The following is a 25,641-nucleotide window of genomic DNA, read 5'->3' as shown; positions in this document are numbered from 1 at the left end:
TTTTGGTGGCGCGATGGACAACCGTCCGTCGCGCCACCGTCATGTCCGCATACGTTCTTCCCGCTGCGAGCCGCCGGGTCAACGGCGGCTCCCCATAGGGAGATCGGGGGTGCACTGGTGCGCATCGGACTGCTTACGGAGGGTGGCTATCCGTATGTGAGCGGTGACGCCGGACTCTGGTGCGACCGGCTCGTGCGCGGGCTCGGGCAGCACGAGTTCGACATCTACGCGCTCAGCCGCAGCGAGCGGCAGGAGGACGAGGGCTGGGTGCGGCTGCCACCGCAGGTCAGCCGGGTGCGGACGGCTCCGCTGTGGATGGCCGAGGACGACGGCGTGGTACTCGGGCGACGGGCGCGCCGACGGTTCGCCGAGTGCTTCGGGGAGTTGGCGGCGGCGGTGTGCGCCGCACCGGCGGTCCTCGACGGCTCGGAGGCCTCTGGCGGTACGGACGCCTCTGGCGGCGTGGAGGCGGACCGTTTCGGCAGTGCGCTGTACGGGCTCGCGGAACTGGCCCGTGACGAGGGCGGGCTGGTCGGGGCGCTGCGCTCCGAGAGCGCGGTACGCGCCTTGGAGCGCGCCTGTCGTGCGCCCGGCGCACTGCGCGCCGCGCGTACCGCGCGCGTGCCCGACCTGCTGTCCGTCGCCGCTCACATCGAGCGGGCCCTGCGCCCCCTCTCGCTGGACTGGTACGAGGCCGACGGGCTCGGCTCGGTCGACCTCTGCCACGCGGCGGCCGGCGGCGAGGCCGCCCTGCCCGGCCTGCTCGCCCTGCACTTCGCCGGAGTGCCGCTGCTGGTCACGGAGTACGGCGTGCAGCTGCGGGCGCACTACCTCGCCTCCTCCACCGCCGAGGAGTCCCCCGCGGTACGGGCGCTGCTCGCCGCCTTCCACGGCGCGCTGGCCGGCGAGGTCTACCGCCGGGCCGCGCTCATCACACCCGGCAACACCCACGCGCGCCGCTGGCAGGAGCGCTGTGGCGCCGACCGCGCCAAACTGCGCACCGTCTACCCCGGCATGGAGGCCGCCCGCTTCGCCGAGGTGGGCGAGCGGACCGATGGCTCCGGCTGCGCGGACCCGGACACCCTGGTCTGGGTCGGCCGCATCGAACCGGCCAAGGACCTGATCTCACTGCTGCACTCCTTCGCCGAGATCCGCAAGGAGGCGCCGAAGACCCGGCTGCGGATCGTCGGGGCGCCCGCCGACGGGCCGGAGGGCGCGCTGTACCTGGCCCACTGCAAAGCGCTGGCCGCCCAGCTCTTCCCCGACGAGGCGGAGGGCCTGCACGCGGTCGGCGACAACCCGGTGTCCTTCGAGGAGACCGGCGGGCCGGAGGTCCCGAGCCTCGCGGAGGCGTACGCGTCGGGCGCCGTGGTCGTCCTCTCCAGCGTCGTCGAGGGCTTCCCGATCAGCCTGGTCGAGGCCATGTTCTGCGGCCGCGCCACCGTGTCCACGGACGTCGGCGCGGTCGTCGAAGTCATCGGCGGTACGGGGCTGGTGGTGCCACCGCGCAATCCGCGGGCGCTCGCCGAGGCGTGCGTGGCGCTGCTGCGCGACCCCGAACGGCGCGCACGCCTGGGCGCGGCGGCCCGCGCGCGAGCCCTCGAACTCTTCACGGTCGAGCAGAACATCGCGGCATTTCACGGCATCTACCTGGAGATCGTCTCGCGCTCCCCGGTCCGGCGATTCGTCGTGGACGACGCGGGGGACCCCCTGCCGTTCGGCGTGCCGGCCGAGGCCCATGTACTCGGCCGCTGGACCGAGGCCCGCCTCATGGCCACAGGCCGCCCGCGCTGGGCGGCGGGGGCCCCGGTGCGCGCCACGGCTCCGCTGCCCGCGGGGGAGGGCGCGTGATGAGCGAACTCGTACGGGACGGCTCGGGTGGTGCGAGCGGCGGCTCGGGGGATGCCTCGGAGGGCGCCTCGGGGAGTGCGCGCAAGGCCGTCGGCGGCGGGCGCCGCGGTGCCGTGGACCCCGTCAGGGCGCTGATGCACCGGCACCGTGAACTCTGCGAGCGCGCCGTCGACCCCCTGGAGATCGCGGCGGGCCTCGAGGCGCACGGCGTGACCGATCGCACCGCCGCACGGTTCCGGCACCGGGACGTGTTCTCGCTCGCCGAGGAGATGTACGCGCGCGTGGCCCGCGACGCGGACCCGGCGCCGCGGCCGGCGGCCCCGGAACACCCCGGCGCGCGTGCCGGCTGGGCGGCGCTCGCCCTGCTGCCGGGCACCCTGTGCGCGGCGACCGTGACCGGGCTGCGGCTCACCGAAGGGCAGCTGCGCCTCGCGGTCGCCGCGGCCGGCACCCTCGCCGTGACACTCGGCCTGCGCGGCGCCCTCCGCCGGGGCCCCCTCAGCACCACGTACCGCACGACGAGCGGCACGCGCGCCTGGACCTGCTGGCTGATCGCGTACGCCCTGCTCGGCGACGGACTGCTGAGCGCCGGTGTGGAAGGCGGCCCCGACGGCCCCTGGCCCCCGACCACCGCACCCGTGCTGGCCCTCGCCCTGGCATGTGCGCCCGCGGCCTGGTGCGCGCACCTCTTCACCGTGCGCGCCCGCCGCAAACTGACCGCGAGCCGAGGCCTGGAGGAGTTCGCCGTCTCCGTGCGGCCCCTGCTCCTGGGGGTGTTCGCCTTGTTCCTCTGCGCCCTCGGCACGCTGCTCGCGCTGTGCAGGCAGGTACCGAGCGCGCCAGGCGTGTACGACGGACCCGGCGCGTACGCCGGAGCGGGTGCCCTCGGTGCGCTGCTCCTGCTCGCGCGCCTGCTCACGACGCGCGGCTTCACCCACGCCCCGGCCGTCGTCCTCGGTGCCGCGGGCGCGGCGGAAGTGACCGCCCTCGCCACGGTCTTCGCGGCCCGCCTCCCCGGCTGCTCGTTCGTGGCCACCCCTGTCGAGACCGTCGCCGACACCTGGGGTCCGGGTGCCGTCCCGACCCTGGTGTGCGGCGCGGCCGCCCTCCTCCTCCTGATCCACGCGACCCGCACCCTCACCCGGGCCTCGGCCCACGCCGCACCGGGCGGGACGCCATGAGCCGCGACCGGCGCCCGAGGGTCCAGCCCTCGCGCCGGGCGCACCTTCCCGCGGGGCCGACACCGCGGGCGCTCCGTCCGACCCACGGCACCACCCCGAAGGAGAACGCCAGATGATCACCTCCCGAACCGGAGAATCCGCCCCGGGAGCCGCCCGATGAGAGTCCTGCTGATCGGAGCCAACGGGTACCTGGGCCGTTTCGTCGCCGACAGGCTGCTCGCCGACCCGGCCGTGCAGCTCACCGCGCTCGGCCGGGGCGACGACGCCGACGTACGGTTCGACCTCGCCTCGGGCAGCCCCGGCGCCCTCACCCGCTTCCTGGACGCGGTGCATCCCGGGGTCGTCATCAACTGCGCGGGCGCCACCCGCGGCGGCGCCCGCGAACTGACCCGGCACAACACCGTCGCCGTCGCCACCGTCTGCGAGGCCCTGCGCCGCAGCGGTTGCGGCGCCCGCCTGGTGCAGCTCGGCTGCGGCGCCGAATATGGGCCGAGCCAGCCCGGCTCCTCCACGGCCGAGGACGCGGTGCCGCGCCCCGGCGGCCCGTACGGCGTCAGCAAGCTCGCCGCCACCGAACTGGTCCTCGGCGCCGGCCTCGACGCCGTCGTCCTGCGCGTCTTCTCTCCCGCGGGCCCCGGCACCCCCGCCGGATCCCCGCTCGGTCGCCTCGCCGAGGCCCTGCGCCGCGCCATGCAGTCCGGCGACGGCGAACTCAAGCTCGGCGGACTCGGCGTCCAGCGGGACTTCATCGATGTCCGCGATGTCGCCCGCGCCGTGCACGCCGCCTCGCTCTCCGCCGCGCAGGGCGTCATCAACATCGGCTCGGGCCGCGCCGTCCGCCTGCGTGACGCCGCCGCCGTCCTCGCCCGCGTGGCCGGGTACGGAGGCACGCTGCACGAACTCGACGGCCCGCCCGGACCCATGAGGCCGTCCATCGGCCACCCCCGCGCCGAACCGGATCACGGGGCCCCGGTCGCGTACCCCTACCCGGACGGCTGCGGCAGCTGGCAGCAGGCCGATGTGCGCACCGCACGCGACCGGCTCGGCTGGCGGCCCAGGATCAACCTCGAGGAATCCCTCGCCGACATCTGGATGGAGGCGGCATGCCGCATCTGACCAGCGCCGCGGCGGGCACCGCGAGCACGGACTTACAGGTCGGCCTCGGTGTCCCCGGCTATGCGCACCCCCTCGTCGCTCCGGCGCAATGGGGCGAACTCACCCGCCCCGGCGCCCCCGTGCACTGGGCGGTCCTGAACGTGGCGGGCGGTCCCGGCATCCGCCCCGACCCGCACTGCCTGGAGGCCGCCGGCCGACTCCGCACCGCGGGCGTGCGTGTCCTGGGGCACCTCGATGTGACGTACGGCGCACGCGCTTTCGCCGAGGTGATCTCCGACGCACAGAGGTATGTCGACTGGTACCGGGTCGGCGGGTTCCTCCTGCACCGCTGCCCCACCGAGCGCGCCGCGCTGCCCGAGGTCCGCCGGGCGGCCACCACGCTCCGCGCGCTCCTCGACGACGCCCACCTCGTCTTCGGTCACGGCACCCACCCCTGCCCCGGCTATGCCGAAAGCGCCGACCAGCTGGTGACCTTCTCCGGCGCCTGGAGCGACTACCGCTGGTCGCAGGTCGCCGAGTGGACCGCCGACTATCCGCCCGAGCGCTTCTGCCACTTCGTGCACGGGGTACCGCGCGGTCATCTCGACGAGGCGTTGCGTATCGCCCGCTGGCAGGGCGCCGGCACGATCTACTTCACCGACAGCACGGATCACGGCGGACGGGCCGACCCCTGGGAGACGATGCCCGGCTACTGGGACGACATCGTCTCGCGGATCGGAACGGGTGTCTCGGAATGAAGAAGGGCGTGGCAGTGTTACAGCGAGAACAACTGTAGTGATTGACCGACCAACGGAGTCCCCGTGTCGCTGCCACCCCTGGTTGAGCCAGCTGCTGAGCTCACCGTAGACGAGGTCCGCAGGTACTCCCGCCACCTGATCATCCCCGACGTGGGCATGGACGGGCAGAAGCGGCTGAAGAACGCCAAGGTGCTGTGTGTGGGCGCCGGCGGCCTCGGATCGCCGGCGCTGATGTACCTGGCCGCCGCGGGCGTGGGCACGCTCGGCATCGTGGAGTTCGACGAGGTCGACGAGTCGAACCTGCAGCGCCAGATCATCCACAGCCAGGCGGACATCGGCCGCTCCAAGGCCGAATCGGCCCGTGACTCTGTGCTGGGCATCAACCCGTACGTGAACGTGGTCCTTCACGAAGAGCGGCTCGAGGCCGAGAACGTGATGGACATCTTCAGCCAGTACGACCTGATCGTCGACGGCACGGACAACTTCGCGACCCGCTACCTGGTCAACGACGCATGCGTGCTGCTCAACAAGCCGTACGTGTGGGGCTCGATCTACCGCTTCGACGGTCAGGCCTCCGTCTTCTGGTCCGAGCACGGTCCCTGCTACCGCTGCCTCTACCCGGAGCCCCCGCCGCCGGGCATGGTCCCCTCCTGCGCCGAGGGCGGCGTCCTGGGTGTGCTGTGCGCGTCCATCGGCTCCATCCAGGTCAACGAGGCGATCAAGCTCCTCGCGGGCATCGGTGAGCCGCTCGTCGGCCGCCTGATGATCTACGACGCCCTCGAGATGCAGTACCGCCAGGTCAAGGTCCGCAAGGACCCGAACTGCGCGGTCTGCGGCGAGAACCCCACCGTCACCGAGCTCATCGACTACGAGGCCTTCTGCGGCGTCGTGTCCGAGGAGGCCCAGGAGGCGGCGGCCGGCTCGACGATCACTCCCAAGCAGCTCAAGGAGTGGATCGACGACGGCGAGAACATCGAGATCATCGACGTCCGCGAGATCAACGAGTACGAGATCGTCTCGATCCCCGGCGCCAAGCTGATCCCGAAGAACGAGTTCCTCATGGGCACCGCCCTGGAGACCCTTCCGCAGGACAAGAAGATCGTTCTGCACTGCAAGACGGGTGTCCGCAGCGCGGAGGTCCTCGCGGTGCTGAAGTCCGCGGGCTTCTCGGACGCGGTGCACGTCGGCGGCGGCGTGATCGGCTGGGTCAACCAGATCGAGCCGGAGAAGCCGGTGTACTAGGCGCCGGTGTACCAGGCGTACGGCTTTTCGGGAGGGGCCCGGCACCGCGTGTGCCGGGCCCCTTTCCGCTGACCTCTCACTCGCGGGCCGGGTGTTCATCGGCCGTGAGCCCCTTGCCCGGGTGTCCGTCGGGTGGGCCGCCGTTGGGCGGTCGTCCGCTCGTCGGGTGGGCCCGGGCACAGGCCCGCGCCCCTCCGCCGCACCCGCCACTACGAGGCGCAGACCTTCCCGTCCTTCGGCACCGTCCCGTCCAGCAGATAGCTGTTCACCGTGGAGTCGACACAGTCGCTCCCACTCGCGTAGGCCCCATGGCCCTCGCCCTTCCAGGTGAGCTCCACTCCGACGCCCTTGCCCAGCTCGTCGGCCATCCTGCGGGCGCCCTCGTACGGAGTCGCGGGGTCCCCGGTGTTGCCGACGATCAGGATGGGTGCGGCTCCCGGCGCGCTGACCTCCGGGTTGTCGTACTGGCCGGCCACCGGCCAGTCGTGGCACCAACCCGCCGTGTCCCAGCCCATGAAGTCTCCGAAGACGGGCGAGATCTTCTCGAACTCGGGCAGCAGCTTCTTCGTCTCCGCGGGAGTCGGCCGCTGCTTGTCGTCCAAGCACGATATGACCCGTTGGGAATGGGTCGTCGTGCCGTAGTGCCCCGAGGAGTCGCGATCGTTGTAGCTGTCGGCGAGGGCCAGCAGCTCCGAACCGTCACCGTCCTCGGCGCCGTTGAGCGCGCTGGTCAGGCGAGGCCAGCCCTCCTTGCTGTACAGGGGCAGGACGATGCCGGTGAGCGCCAGTGACTGGGTGAGCTTGCGGCCGTCGGCCGTCGGCAGGGGGTTCGCGTCGATCCGGTTCAACAGGTCCACGATCTTCTGGGAGCCCTGCTTGGGGTCCTGGCCGGTGGACTTGAGGTAGTCGTCCAGGGCGCGCTGGAAGCCCAGGGTCTGGTTCTTGGCGTGGCCGACCGTGTCGGCGCTCGGGTCGACGACGGCGTCCAGCACCAGACGGCCCACGTTCTTGGGGAACAAATGGGCGTACACGCCGCCGAGTTCGGTCCCGTACGAAAAGCCGAGGTAGTGCATCGTCCCGTCGCCGAGGACCTGGCGCATCAGGTCCATGTCGCGGGCCGTGTCGGTCGTGGAGACGTGCGACAGCAGCTTCCCGGCGGCCTTCGCGCAGCCCTTGCCGAAGTCGGCGGCGTCCTTGAAGTACGCGGTCTCCTCGGCCGCGTCGTCCGGGGTGGCGTCCACCGACTCGGCTGCCTGGATCGCCTTGTCGCTGCGACAGCGCACGCCCTCGCTGGCGGCGACGCCGCGCGGGTCCCAGCTCACCAGGTCGTAGCGCTCGTGGAGCGGGCCGACGGCACTCTCGTACGACGGCATCGTGGAGACACCCGAGCCGCCGGGACCGCCGAAGTTGAACAGGAGCGAGCCGATGCGCTTGCTCTGGCCGCCGGTCGCCTTCGAGCGGATCAGCGCCAGGCCGATCGTCTCGCCGTCCGGCTTCGCGTAGTCCAGCGGCACCTTGAGCGTCGCGCACTGCCAGCCGCTGCCCGGCGCGGAGGAGCCCTTGCAGCGGCCCCAGTCGAGCTTCTGCGAGGTGAGCGAGGAGGGCAGCCCCGAGGCGGTGTCGGAAGAAGGCGCCCCGGCTGAGGGCCGGCCGCTGTTCTTCCCCTCGTCCTCACCGCCCCCGGACGAGCCGCCGCCGCAGCCCGCCACCAGCAACGCGGCGGCCGCCGCGGCCGTCCACCGTGCGAAACGCGTCATGAACTTCCCCCCTCGCCCGTGGTCCGCCGGATGCCGCGGATCACATGCAGGCCATGGTAGGCGCCTGCGGCCGACGCCGTGGAGGCCTGTGGATAACCCTTTGACCTGCGGTTTTATGAGTACGGATGGGGGTTGGTGCTAGGCGCAGACGGTTCCGGCGGGCGGTACGGTCCCGTTCAGCAGATAGCCGTTCACCGCGTCGTGCACGCACTTGTTCCCGCTGTCGTACGCGCCGTGGCCCTGGCCCTTGTAGGTCAATTCGACGCCGACGCCCTTGCCGAGCGCGTCCACCATCTTCTTCGCGCCCTGATACGGCGTGGCCGGGTCGCCGGTGTTGCCGACCACGAGGATCGGCGCCGCGCCGACGGCACTGACGTCCGGGTGGTCGGCGGCGCCCGGGACGGCCCAGTCGGTGCAGCTGAGCATGCCCCAGGCCAGGAAGTCGCCGAACAGCGGTGAGGCGGCCCGGAACGCCGGCAGTGCGGCTTGCACGTCGGAGACCGTGTACCGCGGTTTCTCGTCGACGCAGTTGATGGAGATGTTGGCCGCGACGAGGTTGCTGTACTGGCCGTTCTTGTTGCGCCCGTTCATCGAGTCGGACAGCAGCATCAGTACCTTGCCGTCTCCGCTGTACGCCTGGTCGAGGCCCTCCGTCAGGTACTCCCAGAAGTCCTTGGAGTACAGCGCCTGGGCGATGCCGTTGGTGGCCTCGGTCTGGGTGAGCTGGCGCGGGAAGACACCGGGGATGGGCTTGCTGTCCAGGTCTTTCAGGAGCTTGGCGATGCGGTCCTTGACGTCCTGCGGGGTGTCGCCGATCGGGCAGGGCTCGGTCTTCGAGGTGCAGTCGGCCGCGAAGTTGTCGAGCGCGAGCTGGAAGCCCCTGGCCTGCCCGAGCGCACTCTGCTCCGGGTTCTGCCTCGGGTCGACGACCGCGTCGAAGACGGCACGCCCCACGTGCTTGGGGAACAAGTGGGCGTAGACGCCGCCGAGTTCGGTGCCGTACGAGATGCCGAAGTAGTGCAGTTTGGCGTCGCCGAGCACTTGGCGCATGAGGTCCATGTCGCGGGCCGCGTCGGTGGTGGGCACATGGGGGAGGGTCCGGCCCGAGTTCTTCTCGCAGGCCGCGTTGAACGCCTTGGTGTTGTTGAGGAGGTTCTTCTGCTCGGCTGGGTCGTCGGGGGTGGCGTCCTGCTGGAAGAACACGTCGAGCTGGCTGTCGTCCTCGCACTTCACCCCCGCGCTGCGACCGACTCCGCGTGGGTCGAAGCTCACCAGGTCGTAGCGGGTGCGCAGCTTCGTGTAGTCCTCGCCGAAGGCGGGCAGCGTGGTGACGCCGGAGCCGCCGGGGCCGCCGAAGTTGAAGATGAGGGAGCCGATGCGCTTGCTCTGGTCGCCGCTCGTCCGTGCCCGGATCAGCGCGATGCCGATGGTGGCGCCCTTGGGGTCGGCCCAGTCGAGGGGGGCTTTCATGGTGGCGCACTGCCACTGTGTGCCGCCCGGCAGGGGAGAGGGGGCGTTGCCGCCGCCCTCGGACTCGGAGGGGGCCGGGCAGTCCTTCCAGCTCAGCTTCTGGGCCGTCAGGTCCTCGCTCTTCGAGTTGTCGCTGCAGCCCGTCAGCACGGCGGACAGCACAGCGATGGAGAGGGCCAGGGCAGCGGCGCGCGGCGGAGACGGGTTCGGCATGCTCCCATCCTGCGGTCGTGCGGGGCGGGGCGCTCGGGGCGCGGGCCGTGCGGGTGAGGGCGTGCGGGGGCTCGTAAGGGAGGGCCCGCACGGGGCTCTAGAGGGCGCCCTTGCGGGTCAGGTGGTTGAAGAACAGCCAGCCCGGGAGCACCGGAAGCCACAGTGTCAGCAGCCGGTACAGCAGCACCGCGGGGGCGGCGACCTCCTTGGGGAGGCCCACGGCGATCAGACCGACCGTGAGGGTCGCCTCGACCGCGCCGACACCGCCGGGGGTCGGCGCCGCGGAGCCGAGCGCGTTACCGGCGAGGAAGACGACGGCGACGCTGGCGAGGCTGAGCGTGGTGGGCTGCTCGTGGCCGAAGGCGCGGATCGACGCGTCCAGGCACATCACGAAGCAGGCGGTCAGCAGCAGCATGCCGCCGATGCCGGTGATCAGCTTCTGGGGTCGCTGCAGCACGTCGAGCATGCGCGGTACGACGCCCGCGAACAGCGACCTCACGCGCGTGCTGACGAATTTGCGCAGGAACGGCACCGACGTCACGACCAGCACCAGTACGGCGACCGTCAGCAGACCGGCGATGACCGTGCGGGAGGGCGACAGGGACGGAGTCTTCTCGGTGCCGGTCAGATAGCCGAAGGAGAGCAGCATCAGGATGTGGCAGCCGAGCCCGAACAGCTGGGACGCGCCGACGCTCGCCACCGCGAGCCCCGGCCGCACCCCGGCACGCTGCAGGAAGCGCGTGTTGAGGGCCACACCGCCGACCGCGGCGGGCGCCACGATCTTCACGAACGAGCCGGCGACCTGCGCCGCGACGGCCCGCATGAACGGCACCCGCTCCGGGACGAAGCCGAGCAGGGCCATCGCCGCCGCGAAGTAGCTCAGCGCGGAGAACAGCACGGCCGCGGCGACCCAGCCCCACTGGGCGTTGTCGAAGAGGGTCACGAACTCGATGTGGGTGAGCTGTGTCAGCAGGAAGTACCCGCCGATGGCACCGGCGATGAAACTGATCAGCGTGCGCGGCCGTACCCGCTCCAGGCGGGCCGGTTCGACCGGCGCCTGCGGGCGGATCAGCAGCACCTGGTGGCGGATCTGGGTGAGGAGATCCTCCTCACGCGCTTCGTCCAGTGCCTCGTCGATCGCTCGCTTCTCGGCGCGCTGTTCCGCGCGTACGGCCTTCTTGTCGGGCTTCTCCACCGCGGCCTCGGTGTGCTGGACCTGCTCCGCACGGGCGAGCTTGTTCTGGCGGGAGGCCTCCAGGACCGCGTCGCGCTCGCGCTGTGCGCGTTCCCGGGCCAGTTTTCGCAGTGTCGCGCGCGTGGAGCGGGTCAGCGCGATGGGCTGCAGCAGGGGCAGACAGTTGGCGATCGCGTCCGGGCCGAGCACGCCCACGGCGGACGCCACCGTGCGCTTGGCGCCGACGCGCAGTCCCAGCGTGGTCAGCAACTGGGCGATGTCCATGCGCAGCAGCAGATCGCCGGCCGCGATCTCACCGCCGCGCAGATCGGTGAGGATCACCAAGCCGGAACGATCCACCAAGATCGCGTCACCCGCGAGCCTGCGGTGTGCGATGCGTCGCGACTGCAGAGCCTGCACCTGGTGCCAGGTGTCGCGCAGGAGATCGTCGGTGATGAGCTCGTCGGGCAGCGAGTCCAGCGTGCGGCCGCCGGTGTGCTCGTAGACGAGCATCACGGCGTCCGGGCCGAGCTCGGAGGTCGCGATCAGCTTCGGGGCGTTGGCCCCGGCCGCGATGGCCGCGTACGCGAGGAGCGCCTCCTGCTCCAGGGCCTGGCGCAGCGACTGGAGACTGCGGCGGGTGGCGAGGCCGCGCAGCGTCAGGTTGCGCCACACCCGGTAGAAGAATCCCTGCGCCTGCTGCTCACGGTCGACCACCGTGACGTCCAGGGGCGGGCCGTCCTCCAGGGTGACGAAGTAGCGTCGGCCGCGGTCGCCGTTCTCCGAGGTGTCCGGTGTGTCCTCGCGGGCCGCGCTGACGGGGTGGAAGCCGACGTGCCGCAGGCCCGCCATCAGCGTCCGCCCGGTCGGACGCACATTCGGTGAGCCGACCGCGTACAGCGTCCCGTAGGCGACGCTCCAGCCGATCAGCACCGTCAGGATGATCGAGAACGGCGTGGTGTAACCGGTGACCAGCATGGAGAAGGCGTCGAGGAGCAGCACCACCCACAGCACCGCGCGCCAGCGCGGTCTGCGGGACATCCCGACGGCCGTCATGTACGCGATGACCGGCGCCAGATAGCCGTGCACAGGGTCGGTCAGGGCATGGATGTCACCCGGCGAGGGCTGGGTGAGCGCCTCCTGGATGGAGCTCGGGGCGGCCTTGGCGACCCACAGGTCCGTGGCGAGTGTCACTCCGTGCGCGAGGACCGCGGCCAGGACGCCGTCGGCGATGCGCAGCCCGTCCCGCTTGATCAGTCGCTCGATCGCGAAGGCGACCGGCACCAGGAGGATCGCGATGCTCGATGCCAGACCCGCGATCTTGATCAGCAGATCGGGTGCCTGGCCGGTGCCCTTGTTGATGTCCTGTTCGAGCCCCGAGGTGGTGCCGTGCGCGAACCCGGCGATGGCCAGCAGTACGGCGATGGCGAGGACGCCGACCATGAGCCGCATCAGATCGGACGGGCGGTGCACGCGCGCGGGCAGCAGCGGTTCGTCGCCCTCGACCTCGTCGTTGTGGACGTCGTCGCCGCAGCCGTCCTCCGGATCGAGCCGCTGCTGGGCGCTTCCGTGAGTGTCAGGAACGGGTTCTTCGTCCACTGCCGTGGTGGGCTCGTCCGCCGCCTCGCCCGGGTCCTTCGGGTCGGTGTCGCCGGCGTCCGGGCGCGACGAAGCCGCGGAGGTGCTCTCCGCGTCTTCGGGGTGCACGCCCTGCTGCCTCATCGTCTCTTCTTGATCTCGTATCACCAGTCACCGCCCGCACGATGGTGGCATGCCCCACCGACACACGGGGGCATCAGGGTGCAAATACGGGGGCGCACAGTCTGCCCGAAGTGCGCCTTCGTGGCGAGGGATACCCACAGTCACCGCGCCGTCGCACTGTCGGTGGGATGGGGCAGGATGGGACGGATGAGCGAGGAGAGCCTTCCGACGGATGCCCTGCCGGAGTACGCGGAGCGGGTCCTTGAGGTCGCCGAGTCGATCCCGTCCGGGCACGTCATGACGTACGGGGACGTCGCCGAGTGGCTTCAGGAGGGCGGACCGCGTCAGGTGGGCCGGGTGATGGCCCTCTACGGAGGAGCGGTCCCGTGGTGGCGGGTCGTCCGCGCGGACGGCGCGCTGCTCCCGGGCCATGAACTCGAGGCGCTGGGCCGCTACCGCGACGAGGGCACACCCCTGAAGGAGGCGAGCAGAGCCTCCGAGGGACATCTGCCGCGCATCGACATGAGACGGGCACGATGGGACGGCGGCGAACGCGCGCAGGGTCACACCTGACAGCTTCCGCCATCGGACGGGTGGAGGGGGAGCCTGTGGCCCGTACGGGGGAAACGGGGCACGTCCGTGACATGCCGTACGTTCGAGGGCCGGGGGACGCACGTGGTGTGAGGGAAGAAGGGGAAGCCCTCCTTCCCTGGGGCTCACCGGCGTAGCGTCGACGGCACGCATCCCTCTCACCCCGCGGCCACCGCCCTGAACACGCGGTGCCCCTCCCACCAGCACAACCAGGACCGGCGAACCACGTGAGCTCCTCTTCTTCCACCAGGCGCCTGCCGCACCCTCAGGTGCGACAGGGGACCCGCGGCGCGTACCGACTGGTGCGCAGCGCGCCGGTTCGAGTGGGTCCCCCTCGTCTGGACGCAGAGCAGCACGCGGTGGTTGACCATGGTGCGGGCCCGCTGCTCGTGCTGGCGGGCCCCGGCACCGGCAAGACGACCACGCTCGTCGAGTCCGTGGCGGCCCGGGTCGCGCGGGGCGGCGACCCGGAACGCATCCTGGTGCTGACGTTCAGCCGCAAGGCGGCCGTCGAGCTGCGCGACCGCATGGCGCTGCGCATAGGGGCCGCCCGCGCGCCCCGGGCCACCACCTTCCACTCGTTCTGCTACGCCCTGGTCCGCGCCCACCAGGACAGCGACCTGTTCGTGGAGCCCCTGCGGCTGCTGTCCGGACCCGAACAGGACGTGGCGGTGCGCGAGCTGCTCGCGGGCCAGCCCGACCTGGAGCGGCTCGGCCTCGCCCACGTCCGCTGGCCGGACGAACTGCGCGCCTGCCTGACCACGCGCGGCTTCGCCGACGAGGTCCGCGCGGTACTGGCCCGCAGCCGCGAACTGGGCCTGAGCCCCGACGCCCTGACCGCGTTCGCCCGGCGCATCGGCCGCCCCGACTGGGGCGCGGCGGCCGCCTTCCTCGCCGAGTACCTGGACGTTCTCGACCTCCAAGGAGTGCTCGACTACGCGGAGCTCGTCCACCGTGCGGTGCTGCTCGCCGGGCGTCCGGGCGTCGCCGAACGCCTCGCCGCGCAGTACGACGCCGTCTACGTGGACGAGTACCAGGACACCGACCCCGCGCAGGTCCGGCTGCTCCAGGCCCTCGCCGGCGGCGGCCGCACCCTGGTCGCCTTCGGCGACCCCGACCAGTCGATCTACACCTTCCGGGGCGCGGATGTGAACGGCATCCTGGACTTCCCCGACGCCTTCCCGCGCGTGGACGGCCGCCCCGCGCCGGTCGAGGTGCTGCGCACCTCCCGCCGCTCGGGCGCCGCCCTGCTCAACGCCACCCGCCTGATCACCCAGCGCATGCCGCTGACCCGCCTTCCGGCGGAGAAGGTACGCGCACACCGCGAGCTGTCGCCGGTACGGGACGGCGGCGCCGTCGAGGTCTACACGTACCCGACGGCGGGCACGGAGCTGGACAACATCGCGGACATCCTGCGCCGAGCCCATCTGGAGGACGGCGTCCCCTGGGGCGACATGGCCGTCCTGGTGCGCGCCGGCTCACGCACGATCCCGACGATCAGGCGGGCCCTCACCGCGGCGGGCGTGCCGCTCGACATCGACGGCGACGACCTGCCACTGCGGCACGAACCGGCGGTGACGCCTTTGCTGACGGCACTGCGGGCGGTGGCGCGCGCCGAGTCGGGGACGACCTTGCCCCCGGGCGCCGAGAGCGACGTACCTGAGGATGCCGACGCGCAGGCCGCGCCCTGGCTGGACACCGAAACCGCGCTCACCCTGCTCGCCTCGCCCCTCGCGAGCATGGACGCGGCCGATCTGCGGCGCCTGGGCCGCGCGCTGCGCGAGGAGGAGCGCGCCGCGGGCAACCACGTACCGCCGCCGTCCGACGAACTGCTCGCCCGCGCATTGGCCGAGCCGGAGCGGCTCGTCGCGCACGACCCGGCGTACGCCCGGGGAGCCCAGCGCCTCGGTGCGCTGCTGCGCAAGGCGCGAGAGCGCCTGGCGGGCGGCGGGACGGCCGAGGAGGCGCTCTGGGACCTCTGGGAGGGGACACCCTGGCCGCAGCGCCTGGAGCGGGCCGCCCGACGCGGCGGCGCGGCCGGGCGCAACGCCGACCGCGACCTCGACGCCGTCTGCGCGCTGTTCGCGACCGCGGCGCGCGCCGAGGAACGCACCGGCGGGCGCGGCGCCCTCAACTTCCTCGAGGAGATCGAGGCCCAGGACATCGCCGCCGACACACTCACCCGCAGGGCGCTGCGCCCCGCCGCCGTACGCCTGATGACCGCGCACCGCTCCAAGGGCCTGGAGTGGCGCCTCGTCGTCGTCGCGGGCGTCCAGGAAGGCCTGTGGCCGGACCTGCGCCGCCGCGGCTCCCTGCTGGAGGCCGACCGGATCGGACGCGACGGCCTCGCCGAACCCCTCACCCCCGGAGCGCTCCTCTCCGAAGAGCGCCGTCTGTTCTACGTGGCCGCCACGCGCGCGCGTGAACGCCTGATCGTCACCGCCGTGAAGGCGCCCGCCGACGACGGCGACCAGCCCTCCCGCTTCCTCACCGAACTCGGCGTCGAGCCCAGGGACGTCACCGGCCGCCCCCGCCGCCCACTGTCCGTCGCCGCCCTGGTCGCCGAACTGCGCGCCACCACGGTCGACCCACGCGTCTCGGACACCCTCCGGCAGGCCGCGGCCCACCGCCTGGCCAAGCTCGCCGCCCTCGGCGACGAGGACGGCCGCCCCCTCGTGCCGTCCGCGCACCCCTACCGCTGGTGGGGCATGTACGAGCCGACCGAGAGCAAGGTGCCGCTGCGCGACCGCGACCAGCCCGTCGTGCTCTCCGGAAGCGCCCTCGACCAGCTCGCCAACACCTGCGCCCTGCAGTGGTTCCTGGGCCGTGAGGTGAAGGCGGACGCGCCCGCGACCGCCGCCCAGGGCTTCGGCAACGTGGTGCACGTCCTCGCCGACGAGGTCGCCTCCGGACGCACCCCCGCCGACCTCGCCGTCCTCATGGAACGCCTGGACTCCGTGTGGAACGCGCTCGCCTTCGACGCGCCCTGGAAGTCCGCGCAGGAGAAGGAGCACGCGCGCGTGGCGCTCGAACGCTTCCTGAAATGGCACGTCGACTCAAACGGCGTCCGCGCGGGACGCGTGCCGGTGGCCAGCGAGCACGACTTCGACGTGACCCTGGGGGCAGGCGACTACGAAGTGCGCATCCGCGGCTCCATGGACCGCGTGGAGACGGACACCGAGGGCCGCGCCTACGTGGTCGACTTCAAGACCGGCAAACACGCGCCCAGCGCCGCCGAGGTGGCGCACCACCCGCAGCTCGCCGTCTATCAGCTCGCCGTCCGGGAGGGCGCCGTCGACGACGCCTTCGACGGTGTACGTCCCGAGCCCGGCGGCGCGGAACTCGTGCAGCTGCGCCAGGGAGCCGCCAAGAAGAACGGCGGCGAGACGCTCCCCAAGATGCAGGCCCAGGAGCCCCTGGAAGGCGAGTGGGTCGGCGACCTGCTGGCCACCGCGGCCGGGAAGGTCCTCGACGAACGGTTCTCGCCGGCCACGGGACAACACTGCACACACTGCGCTTTCCGGGCATCGTGCAGCGCTCGACCCGAGGGACGCCACGTGGTCGAGTGAGGGGCCCAAGAGGACGCGACGTCAGCGAGTGATGTACGGCACCACACGTGTTGACCAGCACTTCTTTCGTCCCGGCGGCCGATGTGGCCTCCGCTGTCAGTGGGCGCCGCTAGCCTCTCCGACATGCCCGCCCGTATCACCGACCCCGAGCAGCTCAAGGAGCTCCTCGGCATCCCGTTCACCCCGGAGCAGACGGTCTGCATCACCGCACCGCCCGCTCCGCAGGTGATCGTGGCCGGAGCCGGATCGGGCAAGACCACGGTGATGGCGGCACGGGTGGTGTGGCTCGTCGGCACCGGACAGGTCGCCCCCGAGCAGGTCCTCGGCCTGACGTTCACCAACAAGGCGGCGGGTGAACTCGCCGAGCGCGTCCGCAAGGCGCTGATCAAGGCCGGAGTCACCGACCCGGACGTGATCGACCCCGACAACCCGCCGGGCGAGCCGGTGATCTCCACCTACCACGCGTTCGCGGGCCGCCTGCTGACCGACCACGGCCTGCGCATCGGACTCGAACCCACCTCCCGCCTGCTCGCCGACGCCACCCGCTACCAGCTCGCCGCCCGCGTACTGCGCGAGGCCCCGGGACCGTACCCGGCGCTGACCCGCTCCTTCCCCGACCTCGTCGGCGACCTCCTCACCCTCGACTCCGAGCTCGCCGAACACCTCGTACGACCCGAGGACCTGCGCGCCTACGACGCCGAGCTGCTGCGCTCCCTGGAGGGCGCCAAACTCACCAACGCCGATCTGCGGAAGGTCCCCGAGGCCGCCGCGGCCCGGCGCGAACTCGCCGAGCTGGTGGGCCGCTACCGCGCGGCCAAGCGCGAGCGCGACCTCCTCGACTTCGGCGACCAGATCGCCCTCTCCGCCACTCTGGCCCGCACCCGCCCCGAGGTCGGGGAAATCCTCCGCGACGAGTTCCGGGTGGTGCTGCTGGACGAGTACCAGGACACCTCGGTGGCCCAGCGCATCCTGCTCGCCGGCCTCTTCGGCGGCGGCACCGGCCACCCGGTGACCGCGGTCGGCGACCCCTGCCAGGCCATCTACGGCTGGCGCGGCGCCTCTGTCGCCAACCTCGACGACTTCCCCGAACACTTCGCACATGCCGACGGCCGCCCCGCGGCCCGCCAGGCACTCAGCGAGAACCGCCGCAGCGGCGGCCGCCTCCTCGACCTCGCCAACGGCCTCGCGGAGCCCCTGCGCGCCATGCACGCGGGCGTGGAGGCCCTCCGCCCGGCCCCAGGAGCGGAGCACGACGGGCAGGTCCACTGCGCACTGCTACGCACCCACGCCGAGGAGATCGACTGGCTCGCCGACTCGATCGCCCACCTCGTACGCACCGGAACGGCACCCGGCGAGATCGCCGTCCTGTGCCGCACGGCGGGCGACTTCGCCGAGATCCAGGGCGCGCTCGTCGCCCGCGACATCCCGGTCGAGGTGGTGGGCCTGTCCGGGCTGCTGCACCTGCCCGAGGTCGCCGACCTCGTCGCCGTCTGTGAAGTCCTCCAGGACCCCGGGGCGAACGCCTCCCTGGTCCGCCTGCTCACCGGCCCGCGCTGGCGGATCGGCCCGCGCGACCTCGCCCTCCTGGGGCGGCGCGCCCGCCTGCTCGTGTCCCACGCGCGTGTGGGCGCCGACGAGGACCCGGACCGCCGGCTCGCCGCGGCCGTGGAGGGGGTCGACCCGGCCGAGGTGATATCGCTCGCCGACGCCCTCGACACGTTCCTGGAGATGCCCATCGAGGCCGAAGGGGACGACGACGGTCTGCCCTTCTCGCCGGACGCCCGGGTGCGGTTCGCACGGCTCGCCGCCGAACTGCGCGACCTGCGCCGCTCGCTCGCCGACCCCCTGATGGACGTCCTGCACCGGGTGCTCGCCGTCACCGGCCTCGAGGTCGAGCTCTCCGCGTCCCCGCACGCGCTGGCGGCCCGCCGCCGCGAGACCCTGTCGAACTTCCTCGACGTCGCCGCGTCCTTCGCCGCGGGCGACGGCGAGGCCACTTTGCTGGCCTTCCTCGGTTTCCTGCGCACCGCCGCCCAGTACGAGAAGGGCCTCGACAACGCCCTGCCCGGCGGCGAGAACACCGTCAAGGTGCTCACCGCGCACAAGTCCAAGGGCCTGGAGTGGGACGTCGTGGCGGTCCCCGGCCTTGTCACCGGTACCTTCCCCAGCAGCCAGGGCCGCGAGAAATGGACCGCCCAGGGCAAGGTCCTGCCGCACGAGCTGCGCGGCGACGCCGACACCCTCCCCGACATCGAGAGCTGGGACGCGAAGGGCATCAAGGCCTTCCACGAGGCCATGAAGGACCACCAGCACACCGAAGAGCTCCGCCTCGGCTACGTCACCTTCACCCGCCCCCGCTCACTCCTCCTCGGCTCCGGCCACTGGTGGGGACCCTCCCAGAAGAAGCCGCGCGGCCCCTCGGACTTCCTGGACGCCCTCTACGAGCACTGCGCCGCCGGACACGGCGAGATCGAGGTCTGGGCCGAGGAGCCCGCCGAGGACGAGGAGAACCCCGCCCTGCGCCAGGCGGCCGCCGACCACGCCTGGCCGCTCCCGCTCGACGACGCGGCACTGGCCCGGCGCCGCGCCGCCGCCGAGACCGTACTCGCCCACCTGGAGCGTGTGGCGTCCCACGAAGAGCCCCGTCCCGGGGCGGAGGGAGCCCGGCACACGACCGAGCACGACCCCTCCCGGTACGACGATCCGGACTGGCCACCCCCGCCCGAGGACGACGACTCCGCCTACGGAGAGATGCCCTACGGGGACGACGACTTCCCCGACGGCGACGAATCCGACTGGGACTCCTGGTCCACCGACCGTCCCGAGGACCGGCCGACGGGACCCCCGCAGGAGCGCCCGACGGTCCCGCACCAGGCGCCGGCTCCGGGGGCTCGTTCGCATCCCGAGGAACCCGCGCGTCTCACCCCGGAGGAGGCCCGCACACTCGCCTCCTGGGACCGTGACCTCGACGCCCTGACCGGCGAGCTCCTGCGCGCCCGCGCGAGCGTCACCGACGTACCCCTGCCGGCCTCGCTCACCGTGACGCAGCTCGTGCGCCTGGCCGCCGACCCGGACGGCTTCGCTCAGGAGCTCGCGCGCCCGATGCCGCGCCCCCCGCAGCCCGCCGCGCGCCGCGGGACGCGCTTCCACGCCTGGCTGGAGTCACGCTTCGAAGAACTGCGGCTGCCGATGCTGGACCCGGAGGAGCTCCCCGGCAGCGACGCCGAGATCGCCGACGAACGCGACCTGGAGGAGCTCAAGGACGCCTTCGAACGCACTGCCTACGCGCACCGCACCCCCCACCGCGTCGAGGCGCCGTTCCAGCTCGCCATCGCGGGACGTGTCGTACGGGGCCGGATCGACGCCGTCTACCGGGCGGAGGACGGCGCCGGCACGACGTACGAGATCGTCGACTGGAAGACCAGCCGCACCGGCACCGCCGACCCCCTCCAGCTCGCCCTGTACCGCCTCGCCTGGGCCGAACAGCAAGGCGTGCCCCTGGACTCCGTCAAGGCCGCGTTCCTCTACGTCCGCAGCGGTGAGGTGGTCCACCCGGACGAGCTGCCGGACCGCGCCGCACTGGAACGCCTGCTCACACAGGCCCCAGCGGACCCACAGGAAGCGTCTCCCGGAGAGCCACCGGACGAAGATGTCTTTGTGGGCGGATAGGCTCGTGAGCATGAGCAAGCCCGTTGACAACGCCGTCAGCACCGTCCGCACGTACATCCAGAACCACCGCACGGCCTTCCTCGACGACCTCGCCGAGTGGCTGCGCATCCCCTCGGTGTCGGCCCAGCCCGACCATGCCGCGGACGTGGCACGCAGCGCCGACTGGCTCGCCGCCAAGCTTCAGGAGACCGGCTTCCCGACCACGGAGGTCTGGGCGACCGAGGGCGCCCCCGCCGTCTTCGCCGAATGGCCGGCCGAGGACCCCGGGGCCCCCACGGTCCTCGTCTACGGACACCACGACGTACAGCCCGCCGCCCGCGAGGACGGCTGGGACACCGACCCCTTCGAGCCGGTGATCCGCGGAAACCGCCTCCACGCGCGCGGTGCCGCCGACGACAAGGGCCAAGTGTTCTTCCACACACTCGGCGTCCGTGCCCACCTCGCCGCCACCGGACGCAGCGCCCCGGCCGTGAACCTCAAGCTCCTGATCGAGGGCGAGGAGGAGTCCGGCTCCCCGCACTTCCGCGACCTCGTCGAACGCCACGCCGACCGGCTCGCCGCCGACGCGGTGATCGTCTCCGACACCGGCATGTGGTCCGAGGACACCCCCACCGTGTGCACCGGCATGCGCGGCCTCGCCGAGTGCGAGATCGAGCTGCACGGCCCGCAGCAGGACATCCACTCCGGCTCCTTCGGCGGCGCCGTGCCCAACCCGGCCACCGCCGCCGCCCGCCTCGTCGCGGCCCTCCACGACGAGCACGCGCGCGTGGCCGTCCCCGGCTTCTACGAAGGCATCACCGAACTCACCGAACGCGAGCGTGAGCTCCTCGCCGAGCTGCCCTTCGACGAGGAGCGCTGGCTGAGCACGGCCAAGTCGACGGCCACGTATGGAGAGGCCGGTCACACCACCCTGGAGCGCATCTGGGCCCGCCCGACCGCCGAGGTCAACGGCATCGGCGGCGGCTACCAAGGCCCCGGCAGCAAGACGATCATCCCGTCCTCGGCCACCGTGAAACTCTCCTTCCGACTGGTCGCCGGCCAGGACCCGGACCACATCGAGAAGGCCGTCCGCGCCTGGGCCGCCGACCAGGTGCCCGCCGGCATCCGGCACGAGATCACGTTCGGGGCCGCCACCCGCCCCTGTCTCACACCGCTGGACCACCCCGCCCTGCAGTCCGTCGTCCGCGCCATGGGCCGTGCCTTCGAACAGCCGATCCGCTTCACCCGCGAGGGCGGCTCGGGACCCGCGGCCGACCTCCAGGAAGTCCTCGGCGCCCCCGTGCTCTTCCTGGGCATCTCCGTCCCCTCCGACGGCTGGCACGCCCCCAACGAGAAGGTCGAACTCGACCTCCTCCTGAAGGGCGTCGAAACCAGCGCCTACCTCTGGGGCGACCTGGCCGAGAACTGGCGCGAGGCACACTGAAAAGGCCCGTCTCCGCCCTTCCTGAAAGGCCCGCCGTCACCCCGAACAGCGCCCTTCGCACCCGCCCTGCTGAACCGCCCGCCGAAATAACCGTTCCACCGGGGGAGTTGGAAGCACCCGTGACCACCTGGACCGACCGAACCGCCGACCGTCCCATCTCGCTCACCGCCCCGAGCGGCATCGACCGGGCCGCCCACCACCGGCTCGACGAGGCCTGGCTCGCGGCGGCCTGGAGCCACCCCACCACCTGCGTCTTCGTGGTCTCCGGCGGCCAGGTGCTCATCGACGAGACGGCGGACGGCACCACCGAACTCGTCATGACCCCCTCCTTCGAGGCCCCGCTCACCGAGGCACACCGCTACTTCCTCGGCACGGACGACGACGGTGTGAGCTATTTCGCACTCCAGAAGGACGCACTGCCCGGCCGCATCGACCAGTCCGCCCGCTCGGCAGGCCTGCGTGAGGCGGGACTCCTGCTCTCCCCCCGCGACGCGGGCCTGATGGTGCACGCCGTCGCCCTGGAGAACTGGCAGCGGCTGCACCGCTTCTGCTCACGCTGCGGCGAGCGCACCGTGATCGCGGCGGCCGGACACATCCGCCGCTGCCCCGCCTGCGGCGCCGAGCACTACCCGCGCACCGACCCGGCCGTGATCATGGCGGTGACGGACGACGAGGACCGCATCCTGCTCGGCCGCCAGGTGCACTGGCCCGAAGGGCGCTTCTCCACGCTCGCCGGCTTCGTCGAACCCGGCGAGTCCATCGAGCAGTCCGTGCGCCGCGAGGTCTTCGAGGAGGCGGGCGTCACGGTCGGCGAGGTCGAGTACGTCGCCAGCCAGCCCTGGCCCTTCCCCTCCAGCCTCATGCTCGGCTTCATGGCCCGCGCCACCTCGTCCGAGATCAACGTCGATGGCGAGGAGATCCACGAGGCCCGCTGGTTCTCCCGCGAGGACCTGCGCAGCGCCTTCGAGTCCGGCGAGGTGCTGCCTCCGTTCGGCATCTCCATCGCCGCCCGCCTGATCGAACTCTGGTACGGCAAGCCCCTGCCGCGCCCGGGAGCGGCAGCCGCCTGACCGACGCACGCCACACCACTCGCGCGAGTGGCGCAAGTCACACAACAGGGGCGGTCCTTGAGTCAGACTCAAGGACCGCCCCTGTCACCGCCCCCGGAAACCGCCGGGGCCGCACCGATGGTGAACCGCTTACGCGCCGATCTTCTGCTTGACCTGCGCCAGCGAAGGGTTGGTGAGCGTCGAGCCATCCGCGAACAGCACGGTCGGAACCGTCTGGTTTCCGCCATTCGCCTTCTCCACGAAGGCCGCGGACTCCGGGTCCTGCTCGATGTTGATCTCGTTGTACGCGATGCCCGCGCGGTCCATCTGGCCCTTCAGTCGCGTGCAGTAGCCGCACCACGTGGTGCTGTACATCGTCACAGTGCCCGGCATGTGTCTCGCGCTCCTCTGCTGCTGGGGGTGCGTTGTCGCAGAGGTGGAACGTACGCGAGCGGGCCACCATTCCCGCCCCCGGGTACCCCGGCCCGGTACACGAGCGCGTCTGGCGGCCGCCGCGTGAGCAAGAGCACCCTCCCGCACCCGCCGCGTGAGCACGAGCACCCTCCGCGCCTGCCGCATTAGTACGACTGCAGAGGCCTCCCTGTGGACAACCGGCTCATCCGTCCCCGCCGACCTGGCAGCATGGCGGGGTGACAGCAGCAACGCACTCCACCCTCTTCCCGCAGGTACCGGACACGGCCGACGCGGTGCTCGACGGGCTCGACCCCGAGCAGCGCGAGGTCGCCACCGCCCTGCACGGTCCGGTGTGCGTGCTGGCAGGTGCCGGCACGGGCAAGACGCGAGCGATCACCCATCGCATCGCCTACGGGGTGCGTGCCGGGATCCTCCAGCCCTCCAGTGTGCTCGCCGTCACCTTCACCAACCGGGCCGCCGGTGAGATGCGCGGCCGGCTCCGCCAGCTCGGCGCCGGTGGTGTCCAGGCCCGCACCTTCCACTCCGCCGCCCTGCGCCAACTCCGGTACTTCTGGCCGAAAGCAGTCGGTGGCAGCCTGCCCAGGCTCATCGACCGCAAGATCCAGCTCGTCGCTGACGCGGCTGCCGCCTGCCGCATCCGCCTCGACCGGGGAGAGCTGCGCGATGTCACCGCCGAGATCGAATGGTCCAAGGTCACCCAGACCGTCCCCGCCGACTACGCGGCCGTCGCGGCCAAGACAGGCCGTCAGTCCCCCCGTGACCCGGCCGAGATCGCCCAGCTCTACGCCACGTACGAGGACCTCAAGCGCGACCGCGCCGTCATCGACTTCGAGGACGTCCTGCTGCTGACCGTCGCGATCCTCCAGGACCGGCACGACATCGCCGAACAGGTCCGCTCCCAGTACCAGCACTTCGTGGTCGACGAGTACCAGGACGTCAGCCCCCTCCAGCAGCGACTCCTGGAACTGTGGCTCGGCGAGCGCGACAGCCTCTGCGTCGTCGGCGACGCCAGCCAGACGATCTATTCGTTCACCGGTGCAACTCCCGACCACCTTCTCGATTTCCGCACCCGCCACCCCGGAGCCACCGTCGTCAAGCTCGTCCGCGACTACCGCTCCTCACCCCAGGTGGTGCACCTCGCCAACGGCCTTCTCTCCCAGGCTCGCGGCCGGGCCGCCGACCACCGCCTGGAACTGATCTCCCAACGCGCCCCGGGTCCCGAGCCCGTCTACGCCGAATACACGGACGAACCCGCCGAGGCCGAGGGCGCCGCCCGCCGCATCCGCGACCTCATCGCCTCCGGCATCCCCGCGGGCGAGATCGCCATCCTCTTTCGCACGAACTCCCAGTCCGAGATCTACGAACAGGCCCTCGCCGACGCCGGAGTGCCCTATCAGCTGCGCGGCGCCGAGCGGTTCTTCGACCGCCCTGAGGTGCGCAAAGCAGGCGCCGCCCTGCGTGCGGCCGCCCGCTTCGGCGCCAATGACTCCCTCCTCGACGACGTCGTCGACCTGCCCTCCCAGGTCCGCGCGGTGCTCTCCGGCGAGGGCTGGACCAGCCAACCGCCGGCCGGATCCGGCGCCGTCAGAGAGCGCTGGGAATCACTGGCCGCCCTCGTCCATCTCGCCCAGGACTTCGCCGCCGCCCAACAGGGCGCCACCCTCGGCGACCTGGTGGCCGAGCTCGACGAGCGCGCGAGCGCCCAGCACGCCCCGACGGTCCAGGGCGTCACCCTCGCCTCCCTGCACTCCGCCAAGGGGCTGGAGTGGGACGTCGTCTTCCTCGTCGGCGTCGCCGAGGGCATGATGCCGATCACCTACGCAAAGACCGACGAGCAGATCGAGGAAGAGCGCCGCCTCCTCTACGTCGGAGTCACCCGCGCCAGAGAACACCTCCTGGTCTCCTGGGCCCTGTCCCGCTCACCCGGCGGCAGACCCAACCGCCGACCCAGCCGCTTCCTCGACGGACTGCGCCCCGGCTCCGTCGCCACCGCGGGCCACAGCGCCGGCGGCGGTTCAGGAGGCATCGAGCGCGGCATCGGAAGCAGTGGAGGCACGGTCGTACGGCGGACGAGCCGGACCCCGGCCCGCTGCCGGGTCTGCGGCCGCACGCTGACCGACGCCGGCGAGATGAAACTGATGCGGTGTGAGGATTGCCCCTCCGACATGGACGAAGGCCTCTACGAGCGGCTGCGCGAGTGGCGGGCGGTTCAGGCACAGCGAAGTGGGCAGCCCGCGTTCTGTGTCTTCACCGACAAGACACTCATGGCGATCGCCGAGGCCGCGCCGGACGACGAGGGTGAGCTGGCGCGGATCCCTGGGGTCGGCGTGCGCAAGTTCAACCGGTTCGGGGCCGATGTTCTGGCCATCTGCGCTGGTCAAGAGCCTGCAGACGGTGGCGAGGGCGGCTGATGCAAACTCGTCGAAAAAATAGTTTGCGCATGCCCCAGCAATCCCCATAGGT

At 72.0% G+C, this 25,641-nt stretch carries 15 protein-coding genes; 11 read left to right on the top strand and 4 right to left on the bottom strand.

The window, feature by feature from the left end:
- Nucleotides 1–117: 117 nt before the first annotated feature.
- The 5 genes from OG568_RS19455 to moeZ all read left to right on the top strand — a co-directional run bounded on the left by OG568_RS19455 (nucleotide 118) and on the right by moeZ (nucleotide 6,127).
- Nucleotides 118–1,851 (top strand): DUF3492 domain-containing protein, encoded by a 1,734-nt coding sequence (locus OG568_RS19455; RefSeq protein WP_329532499.1) that lies wholly within the window; start codon nucleotides 118–120, stop codon nucleotides 1,849–1,851.
- A gap of 134 nt (nucleotides 1,852–1,985) precedes the next feature.
- Nucleotides 1,986–3,032 (top strand): hypothetical protein, encoded by a 1,047-nt coding sequence (locus tag OG568_RS19450; protein ID WP_443077873.1) that lies wholly within the window; start codon nucleotides 1,986–1,988, stop codon nucleotides 3,030–3,032.
- Between the two features lie 156 nt (nucleotides 3,033–3,188).
- Complete coding sequence (locus OG568_RS19445) at nucleotides 3,189–4,148, top strand: NAD-dependent epimerase/dehydratase family protein (RefSeq protein WP_266436199.1); 960 nt, start codon at nucleotides 3,189–3,191, stop codon at nucleotides 4,146–4,148.
- The gene (locus OG568_RS19440; protein WP_266436197.1) at nucleotides 4,136–4,885 is read left to right on the top strand and encodes a spherulation-specific family 4 protein; all 750 of its coding nucleotides are present in this window, start codon (nucleotides 4,136–4,138) and stop codon (nucleotides 4,883–4,885) included. Before OG568_RS19445 ends, OG568_RS19440 begins: the two co-directional genes overlap by 13 nt.
- A gap of 63 nt (nucleotides 4,886–4,948) precedes the next feature.
- On the top strand, nucleotides 4,949–6,127 hold the full coding sequence (gene moeZ, locus OG568_RS19435) for an adenylyltransferase/sulfurtransferase MoeZ (protein WP_266431679.1): 1,179 nt from the start codon (nucleotides 4,949–4,951) through the stop codon (nucleotides 6,125–6,127).
- A 209-nt stretch (nucleotides 6,128–6,336) separates the two neighbouring features.
- Here moeZ and OG568_RS19430 read toward each other — a convergent pair whose 3' ends face one another.
- The 3 genes from OG568_RS19430 to OG568_RS19420 all read right to left on the bottom strand — a co-directional run bounded on the left by OG568_RS19430 (nucleotide 6,337) and on the right by OG568_RS19420 (nucleotide 12,463).
- Nucleotides 6,337–7,884, bottom strand: coding sequence for an alpha/beta hydrolase (locus OG568_RS19430; RefSeq protein ID WP_329532497.1), 1,548 nt, complete (start codon nucleotides 7,882–7,884; stop codon nucleotides 6,337–6,339).
- Nucleotides 7,885–8,022: 138 nt separating this feature from the next.
- On the bottom strand, nucleotides 8,023–9,567 hold the full coding sequence (locus OG568_RS19425) for an alpha/beta hydrolase (protein WP_329532496.1): 1,545 nt from the start codon (nucleotides 9,565–9,567) through the stop codon (nucleotides 8,023–8,025).
- 97 nt (nucleotides 9,568–9,664) lie between these two features.
- Complete coding sequence (locus OG568_RS19420) at nucleotides 9,665–12,463, bottom strand: lysylphosphatidylglycerol synthase domain-containing protein (RefSeq protein WP_329532495.1); 2,799 nt, start codon at nucleotides 12,461–12,463, stop codon at nucleotides 9,665–9,667.
- 186 nt (nucleotides 12,464–12,649) lie between these two features.
- Between OG568_RS19420 and OG568_RS19415 the strand changes: the two genes are divergently transcribed.
- From OG568_RS19415 to nudC, 5 genes are all read left to right on the top strand, one after another.
- Complete coding sequence (locus OG568_RS19415) at nucleotides 12,650–13,015, top strand: MGMT family protein (protein ID WP_266585603.1); 366 nt, start codon at nucleotides 12,650–12,652, stop codon at nucleotides 13,013–13,015.
- 245 nt (nucleotides 13,016–13,260) lie between these two features.
- The gene (locus tag OG568_RS19410) at nucleotides 13,261–16,602 is read left to right on the top strand and encodes an ATP-dependent helicase (RefSeq protein WP_329532494.1); all 3,342 of its coding nucleotides are present in this window, start codon (nucleotides 13,261–13,263) and stop codon (nucleotides 16,600–16,602) included.
- Between the two features lie 123 nt (nucleotides 16,603–16,725).
- Nucleotides 16,726–20,271, top strand: coding sequence for a UvrD-helicase domain-containing protein (locus OG568_RS19405; RefSeq protein WP_329532493.1), 3,546 nt, complete (start codon nucleotides 16,726–16,728; stop codon nucleotides 20,269–20,271).
- Between the two features lie 10 nt (nucleotides 20,272–20,281).
- The gene (locus OG568_RS19400; RefSeq protein WP_329532492.1) at nucleotides 20,282–21,694 is read left to right on the top strand and encodes a dipeptidase; all 1,413 of its coding nucleotides are present in this window, start codon (nucleotides 20,282–20,284) and stop codon (nucleotides 21,692–21,694) included.
- 119 nt (nucleotides 21,695–21,813) lie between these two features.
- Nucleotides 21,814–22,764 (top strand): NAD(+) diphosphatase, encoded by a 951-nt coding sequence (nudC, locus tag OG568_RS19395; protein WP_329532491.1) that lies wholly within the window; start codon nucleotides 21,814–21,816, stop codon nucleotides 22,762–22,764.
- A 129-nt stretch (nucleotides 22,765–22,893) separates the two neighbouring features.
- Here the strand turns inward: nudC and OG568_RS19390 are convergent, their stop codons facing one another.
- On the bottom strand, nucleotides 22,894–23,136 hold the full coding sequence (locus OG568_RS19390) for a mycoredoxin (protein ID WP_054228181.1): 243 nt from the start codon (nucleotides 23,134–23,136) through the stop codon (nucleotides 22,894–22,896).
- A 257-nt stretch (nucleotides 23,137–23,393) separates the two neighbouring features.
- On the opposite strand from OG568_RS19390, the gene OG568_RS19385 reads away from it, so the two are divergent.
- Nucleotides 23,394–25,589, top strand: a complete 2,196-nt coding sequence (locus tag OG568_RS19385) for an ATP-dependent DNA helicase UvrD2 (protein ID WP_329532490.1) — start codon at nucleotides 23,394–23,396, stop codon at nucleotides 25,587–25,589.
- The last annotated feature ends 52 nt before the right edge of the window (nucleotides 25,590–25,641 follow it).

The sequence above is a fragment of the Streptomyces sp. NBC_01450 genome (assembly GCF_036227505.1).
Taxonomy (GTDB): Bacteria; Actinomycetota; Actinomycetes; order Streptomycetales; family Streptomycetaceae; genus Streptomyces.
The sequence above is the reverse complement of the archived record's forward strand: the minus strand, read 5'-3'. Positions and strand labels throughout refer to the sequence as shown.